General features: G+C 67.1%; 6 protein-coding genes, 2 tRNA genes and 1 pseudogene. 5 read left to right on the forward strand and 4 right to left on the reverse strand.

The window, feature by feature from the left end; all coding sequences use genetic code 11:
- Nucleotides 1-40: 40 nt before the first annotated feature.
- From FNH05_RS28250 to FNH05_RS28260, 3 genes are all read left to right on the forward strand, one after another.
- Nucleotides 41-1,717, forward strand: a complete 1,677-nt coding sequence (locus FNH05_RS28250) for a phosphatidylglycerol lysyltransferase domain-containing protein (protein ID WP_144591897.1) — start codon at nucleotides 41-43, stop codon at nucleotides 1,715-1,717.
- A 62-nt stretch (nucleotides 1,718-1,779) separates the two neighbouring features.
- Nucleotides 1,780-1,869, forward strand: a tRNA-Ser gene (locus FNH05_RS28255).
- A 42-nt stretch (nucleotides 1,870-1,911) separates the two neighbouring features.
- Nucleotides 1,912-1,984, forward strand: a tRNA-Arg gene (locus FNH05_RS28260).
- Between the two features lie 243 nt (nucleotides 1,985-2,227).
- On the opposite strand, the gene FNH05_RS28265 is transcribed toward FNH05_RS28260, so the two are convergent.
- Nucleotides 2,228-2,761, reverse strand: coding sequence for a hypothetical protein (locus tag FNH05_RS28265; RefSeq protein WP_144591892.1), 534 nt, complete (start codon nucleotides 2,759-2,761; stop codon nucleotides 2,228-2,230).
- A 90-nt stretch (nucleotides 2,762-2,851) separates the two neighbouring features.
- Between FNH05_RS28265 and FNH05_RS28270 the strand changes: the two are divergent.
- A pseudogene (locus FNH05_RS28270) lies at nucleotides 2,852-3,178 on the forward strand (mycothiol transferase); the annotation flags it as partial.
- A gap of 123 nt (nucleotides 3,179-3,301) precedes the next feature.
- Nucleotides 3,302-3,841: a class IV adenylate cyclase gene (locus tag FNH05_RS28275; protein WP_144591893.1), complete on the forward strand. Its 540-nt coding sequence runs from the start codon at nucleotides 3,302-3,304 to the stop codon at nucleotides 3,839-3,841.
- A gap of 29 nt (nucleotides 3,842-3,870) precedes the next feature.
- Here the strand turns inward: FNH05_RS28275 and FNH05_RS28280 are convergent, their stop codons facing one another.
- From FNH05_RS28280 to FNH05_RS28290, 3 genes are all read right to left on the reverse strand, one after another.
- Nucleotides 3,871-5,160 carry a hypothetical protein gene (locus tag FNH05_RS28280; protein ID WP_144591894.1) on the reverse strand — a complete coding sequence of 430 codons (1,290 nt, stop codon included), beginning with the start codon at nucleotides 5,158-5,160 and terminating at the stop codon, nucleotides 3,871-3,873.
- 418 nt (nucleotides 5,161-5,578) lie between these two features.
- Nucleotides 5,579-6,172, reverse strand: a complete 594-nt coding sequence (locus tag FNH05_RS28285; protein ID WP_144591895.1) for an ImmA/IrrE family metallo-endopeptidase — start codon at nucleotides 6,170-6,172, stop codon at nucleotides 5,579-5,581.
- Between the two features lie 4 nt (nucleotides 6,173-6,176).
- Entirely contained in the window at nucleotides 6,177-6,542 is a 366-nt protein-coding gene (locus FNH05_RS28290) for a helix-turn-helix domain-containing protein (protein WP_144591896.1), read from the reverse strand.
- Between the last annotated feature and the right edge of the window lie 206 nt (nucleotides 6,543-6,748).

Genomic DNA, 6,748 nt, shown 5'->3' on the forward strand with positions numbered 1-6,748 from the left:
GGCGTTGACAGGGGAGAAGCAGGAACCGGCCCTCTGGCGGCTGACTGGCACGGCCGCGGTGACCGCGATCACCTGGGTGACCCGGCTGGTGGGGCTGATCGCGGTGGTGTCCGTCGTGCTGCCCGCGGGGCGCAGGGGTCTGCGGGGTCACGTCGCCGAATGGCTGGAGCTGCCACAGGAGGCGACCACCGCGGCGGCAGCCGTGGTGCTGGTCACCGGTGTGCTGTTGATGATGCTCGCGGCCGGGCTTCGCCGGCGGAAGCGGCGGGCGTGGCAGCTCGCACTGGCGGCGAGCCTGCTACTGGCGCTGTCGCACCTGGGGCTGCGGCATATCGTCGGTGCCGGGCTGGTGTCGGTGGCGCTGGCGGTGACGTTGATCGCGAACCGGCGGTACTTCATCGCCCTGCCGGATCCGGTGACCGGACGGTGGCGGGCGGTACGGGTGTTCGTGCAACTCGCCGTCGCCGGCATTGTGATCAACTTCGCCTTGCTGTCGGTTGCGCCGCACAGCGTGGTGGAGCCGATGTCCTTCCAGGACCGGCTCTCCGACGCGGCGCTGGCACTGGCGGGGATCAGCGGCCCCGCCGTGTTCCGTGTCACATGGATGGATGACCTGACCACTTCGGTGGGCCTGCTGTTCGGTCTCGGCGCGGTGCTGCTGGCGGCGTATTTCCTGCTGCGCTCGGCGGAACCGGCCCCGCACCTCTCGGTGGCGGAGAAGGACCGGCTGGCGCAACTGCTGGCCGAACACGGGGACCGGGACTCGCTGGGCTACTTCGCGTTGCGGGACGACAAGTTCGTCGTGTTCTCGAAGACGGGGAAGGCCGCCGTCACCTACCGGGTGATAGCCGGGGCCGCGGTGGCCTCGGCGGACCCACTGGGCGACAGCGAGGCCTGGCCCGGAGGTATCGAGGAGTTTCTGGCCGTGTGCCGGCGGCACGGCTGGGTGCCGGCCGCCATGGGCTGCTCCGAACTGGGCGCGACCGTGTGGGCACGGTACGGGCTGGACGTGCTGGAGATCGGCGACGAGGCCGTGGTGGACGCGGACACCTTCACCCTGGACGGGCGGGTCATGCGGGGCGTGCGGCAGGCCGTGTCGCGCACCAAACGGGCCGGCTACACGGTACGGGTGCGGCGGGCCGAGGACCTGGCCGCGGGTGAGCTCGCCGAGCTGGGGGCACTGGCCGCGAACTGGCGTGGCAGCGACACCGAACGGGGCTTCTCCATGGCGCTGGGCCGCCTGGGAGACCCCGGCTCGATCCTGGTGACGGCCGAGCAGAACGGACGGATCCGGGGGCTGCTGCAGTTCGTGCCGTGGGGTAAGGAGGGGCTGTCCCTGGACGTCATGCGCCGGGACCGCGCCGCGGATAACGGCGTGAACGAACTGATGATCTCCGAACTGTTGCTCGTCGCGAGCGAGTTCGGCGTGAGATATGTCTCCCTGAACTTCGCCGCCTTCCGGAAACTCATCGAACAGGGCCGCCGCATAGGCGCCGGCCCGGTCGCCCGGATGTCGGCGAAGGTGCTGGGCTGGATGTCCCGCTGGATCCAGATCGAGACCCTCTACCGGTTCAACGCGAAGTTCCAGCCCCGCTGGGTGCCCCGGTACCTCGTCTACCCGGGCGTGCGCGAACTCCCGCGCGTCGGCATCGCCGTCTTCGAGGCCGAGGGCCTCGGCGGGCGTTCCCGCTGGTTGATGCGCCTGCTGCACCGATGAGGGGGTGCTTTGCCGGGGCCGAAAGGGGATGTGTACTCTATCCAAGCAGTGGTCGTTGATCGGGAGGCTTCGCCTAGTCTGGTCTATGGCGCCGCACTGCTAATGCGGTTGGGGGTAACCCCCCCTCCCGGGTTCAAATCCCGGAGCCTCCGCTCAGCGCCGGTTCGCCGGATGCTAAGTTAATAACTGAACAAGCGCCCGTAGCTCAACGGATAGAGCATCTGACTACGGATCAGAAGGTTAGGGGTTCGAATCCCTTCGGGCGCACGTCTGGTTGAGACAGCAGTACAGAGAACCCCCTGGCAACAGGGGGTTCTCTGCTTTTCTCGGGCGATTACGGCCTTCGGCCGGTTGAGATCAACACCACACCTTTCCCACTCTTTGTTCGCCGATCACTCGCAGCAGCTCGGTGCGCTCGGCGTGTCTTGAGCACCAGGACCAGCCAGGGTGGCAGGTGGAACTTCCGCCAGCCCGACTCGATCTTCGGAGGTCGCCCAGTGTGGGCCTCGGCTATGCGGGCTGGATGGAGCGACGAAGCCTGGCGATGCGGTGCAGGACGGCCTCCCGGTTCTTCGCCGCCTTGAGCCACTTCGGCAGCTTCGCGGTCATCGTCATCCGGCGGTGCCAGCCAGTATCGGGATCAGGCTGCGACCGCAGCCGGAGGCGAGCGGATACAAACGCTTCCAGGTAATCCAGGTGCCGTTGGTTGTAGGCCCAGAGCACATGCCCACGGCAGTCGGTCTGCAGCCACAAGGGGAGCCGGAAAATGGGATCGCGAACCGTCCCGCGCCGCTCGGGGCGGGACAGCACGCTGGGGAGCACCCAGCGACCAGCCAGATGTTTGTCAGAGGTATAGCCGCAAGCGGTACAGACGAGCCGTCGCAGGCCCGAGCCCTGGCCATGCCGTGGGAGGTGCACCACCTTGGCGCAGGCATCGCAACGGGGGCAGCGCACCAGTACCTCATCGGCCGTTGAGACGAAGTCCCAGCTTGTCCACCGCTGGTCCCGAAAACTGTGCAAGCCCGGGTTGGAAGCAGAACCCACGGCGAGATCCTCGCTGCCCTGAGCCCAGCCATCAACCCGTCCTGTGGAGGAGCCTCAGGGCAAGCCGACCTTGAGGCAAGCTGTTGCCCTGTGATCGATGACTACGCGAAGACCTACCTGCACGACGAACTGCGCTGGATACGCGAGGCGATGCTCGCCAAACTCGACGGGCTCAGCGAATACGACATCCGTCGCCCGCTGACCGCCACCGGGACCAACCTGCTCGGCCTGACCAAGCACCTGTCGACCTGGGAGGCCAGGTACTTCGGCGAGGTCTTCTCGCGCCCGTTCCCCGAACCCCTGCCCGAGCGCGGCACCGACATGTGGGCGACCGAGCACGAGACACGCACCCAGATCATCGACCGCCCCGATACCGCCTTCTGGGAGAACCGGCGCGCGGAGATCGAGCGGATCGCCAGGGCGGCCGATCCGGCCGAGGCCTGACCGTTCGCCGGTCGGGACCATCGGGAACGATCATCAGCACAACGCGCTCCAGGAAACCCGATCCGTGCAGCTCGAACAGTGAGAGGAAGTTTTCCCGTGCCCATCGAGCACGAAGCCAAGGTGCTGGACATCGACCCGGCCGCCACGGCCGTCCGCATCCTGGCCAAGGGCGGGCGACAGATCGGCGAGCCGAAGCTCATGCGGCGCTACGTCTACGACATCGTCCCCGGAAACGACGCGAAGTGGATTCGGCTTCGGGACACGGGCTCCGAAACCACTCTGTGCGTCAAGGAAGTTCGCAGCGACGCCATCGACGGCACCTACGAGGCCGAGGTGACTGTGGACGATTTCGCCGCCACGAACGAACTGCTGGGGTTGCTCGGCTTCACGCCGAGGTCGTACCAGGAGAACCGCCGCACCAGCTTTGTCCTGGACGGGGCGCAGTTGGAGATCGACGAATGGCCTCGGATTCCGCCCTACCTGGAAATCGAGGCAGGCACCACCGTCGACGTCCTCCGGGCCGCCCAGTTGCTCGGGTATGCCGAAGAGCAGCTGACCAGCGAAAACACGCTCAAGGTCTACCACAGGTACGGGATCGACCTCGCGGCCATCGCCGAGCTCCGCTTCAACGGGTAATTTAGCCGACCGGCGTGGCGGAACCCGTGCTACGGGCACAGTGGGGGTGGTGGGGCGATGCCGTACAGGATCCGTTTCCCGTAGCCCGGCCATTCGGTGACGGTCCACAACTGGCGTTCGTCGGATTCGACGTAGAGGTCCTGCAGACCGACACCGCCGTGTTCGTACTGCGGGGCGGCGGTGATGTCCGGCCGGTCGGCGAACACCCAGCCCAGATTGTTCCTCCCCCGGCTGCTGTTGAAGTAGTAGCAGACCGACGGACCCCCGGAGAAGTTGTACGACGCGGCGCCCTGCACGCTCGTCGCCGGCTGGGTGAACACCTGGACGGCCTCGATCGTCGTGTTCGGAGTCCAGTTCTGGATGTCGCTGATCCGCCACCGCGCCAGCCGCGAGGGACACCAGGACGGCTGGTCGTGAATCCGGAGTCGGCAGTACTCGCCGGTGACGAACTGGTAGGACGTGACGCTGGTGTCCAGTGAGGCGTAGTTGTAGCAGGGGACGTGCGGCCGCGGAACGAATCCGGTCTCTCCGGCCGTCAGCGTCCTGTTGCACGGCCCGCCCCGGGTGCCCCAAACACCGACCTCGGGCAGCACGTACCGGAAGCCGGGGGCACGCGGGTCGACGGTCGAGCCGAGATCAAGGATCTTGTTCATGTCGAACGCCAGCAGCCCCCGATCCGGATCGGCGACAAAGAGGCGGTCGGTGGTGGCGTCGCGGTACCAGACGACGCCGTCCGCGTGGGTGCGCAGCGGCCGGAAAGTCGGATTCGTCTTGCTGCCGGACAACTGGACCAGGCCGACGTGCTGGTAGTTGCCCCGAGCGTTCTGGGGATCCTGCAACAGAAAGGTCAGCCGGGAACCGTCGTTGTGCCCCGCCGCGTCGTTGTGATACCAGGACAGCAGAAAGACCTTGTGGCCGGCGATGGTGTGCGGGATGCCACGGGCGGTGTCCTCGCTGCCGCTGATCCCCTGGAGCGACCAGCCGGGAAGGTGCCTGTCGGGCCCGACGGGTGCCTCGTTCGGGTCGCCGGAATCAGCGTGGTCGAGGCAGTACCAGTCCGCGGGCTTCTTCATCGGCGGGTAGATCGCGCCGGCCATGTTCTGTGGCGGAGGAGGCACCAGCGCCTGCGGGCACTGCTGGGTGGCGTGCCTGACCAACGGGCCACCGGCCGCGATGGTGGTGACGAGTTGTTGCGGATTCAGCGTCGGCAGCGGGGTGGTGCTGTGGAACCTCGTGAGGTTCCCGATCGAACCCGCCAGCGAGTCGGGCCTCCAGGTCAGCCTGAAGTACTGCGCGTCCGAGGCCGTGATGTCGGTCATCGGGTGCGGTGGTCCCGCCGGAGGCGGAGGTATGGGCTGTGGCGGGGCCGCTTGGCTGGGAATCGGGGCCAGGACGAGGAAGGTCGCGGCCAGCGCGGCCAGGGACCGCCAGAGGGAACTGGATTTGAGCATGGTGGTGCCTCCGCCGGATCGGGGTTTCCGGATAGCTGATGTCGCTATCGGCACCGAAGGAGCCGGTGTTGAGCTCGACCAGTCGTTTCGGTTACCCACGACCGGGATCTCGGGAAGCTTGTCCACAATGGACTTTTTGCCACCTCCGTGGCGGGTGATCCCGCTCGCGGTGGGTTCACCCGGTCGGCAGGTTTATCCGCTCTCGTACGGTCAGTGGACCGCCAAGGCACTGGGCTCGATGTCGTTTGTGGACACAGTTGTCCCCAGCTGTGCACAAACCTGTGGATTACCGCGCCGTGGAAACTTCACTCCGGGTGCGGCGATCTCGCCAACGACAGGCGATGCGCCGCGCGCCGCTGACGTTCATGCGCCATCGCGCCATGCGCAGGCTGACCCGGAACCGGCTCGCCACCACCTGATCGGACCAGCCGCGGAATGCCGCGATCCGGGCGCCCCCGGTAGGGATCAGCAACTCCCCGGACAGCTCCGTGGCCTCCTCTTCGAGGGTGGCGACCGCGGAGCGGCAGCCCCCTTCGTCGCTCAGCATCAGGTTGAAGGGGTGTTCGAGCAGGACATGGGCCATCTCGTGGGCCATGGTGGAGCGGCGCCGTCGCGGGTGGTGCACGTGGTTTTCGATGATGATCGCGCCACTGGGTGCCAGCGGCACCAGCGCCGCGGAAAAGACGTGCGGGCGGACCTCGGTCAGGTGCCGCACGGAATCCGGGGGCAGATCGGGGTGGGTCAGGTCGAACACTTCGATGCCGTAGAGCTCGGCCAGTGCGTACGGATCGAGCGGGGTGAGTGTGTCGATGCCGAGTTCGGCGCGAACCTCTTCGGCAAGTTCCCTGGCCTCCTTCTTGAAGCCGCGTCGCAGCGTCACCGGCTCACCTCTTCCGGGCGCGGAGGTGGCGGAGCGTGACGGCGACGACGTCGAGCAGATGGTCGCGATCGGACTCGCACAACTCGTCATCGGCACGGAGCAACGGGGCGAGCCGGGCCTCCAGTGAGGGCCTTGGCCGCCGCTCCGGGGCTCCCTCCGGCCACACCATGAAGGTCTCCGCCGGCATGCCGAGCCACTGGACGAGCGCGATGAAGCCGTCCAGATCCGGGCGGTGCCCGTTGCCCATGCGGCTGACGAGCGAGGCGCTCACCCCGGCCTCGGCGGCCAGTTGCCGCCACGACAGCCCGCGTGCTTCCCGTTGCGCGTCAAGGGCCGCGTAGAGCCTGCCCGTGTCCAGTCGTCCGGCCATCTTCCCTCGTTTCGACGCTTCTACCGTCGCAGTAATGACACGGTATCGCAGTGATGGAGCGGTCTGTGTTACTATTGGGATATTGTTGCAGTTATGCAACACAGTGGGGAAGTCGTCGCTGGGGAGGGATTGCTTCGATGGTGTGCACCACGTACTGGGTTTCGCCGCTGTTCGGCAGCTGGGACGTGCGCCGCGCGGGGAAGGTG

The sequence above is a fragment of the Amycolatopsis rhizosphaerae genome (assembly GCF_007713715.1).
Classification (GTDB): Bacteria; Actinomycetota; Actinomycetes; order Mycobacteriales; family Pseudonocardiaceae; genus Amycolatopsis_E; species Amycolatopsis_E rhizosphaerae.

Coding starts and splice junctions, on each gene's coding strand:
- FNH05_RS28280 (WP_144591894.1), bottom strand. CDS start 5,160: ATGACCGACATCACGGCCTCGGACGCGCAGTACTTCAGGCTGACCTGG.
- FNH05_RS28290 (WP_144591896.1), bottom strand. CDS start 6,542: ATGGCCGGACGACTGGACACGGGCAGGCTCTACGCGGCCCTTGACGCG.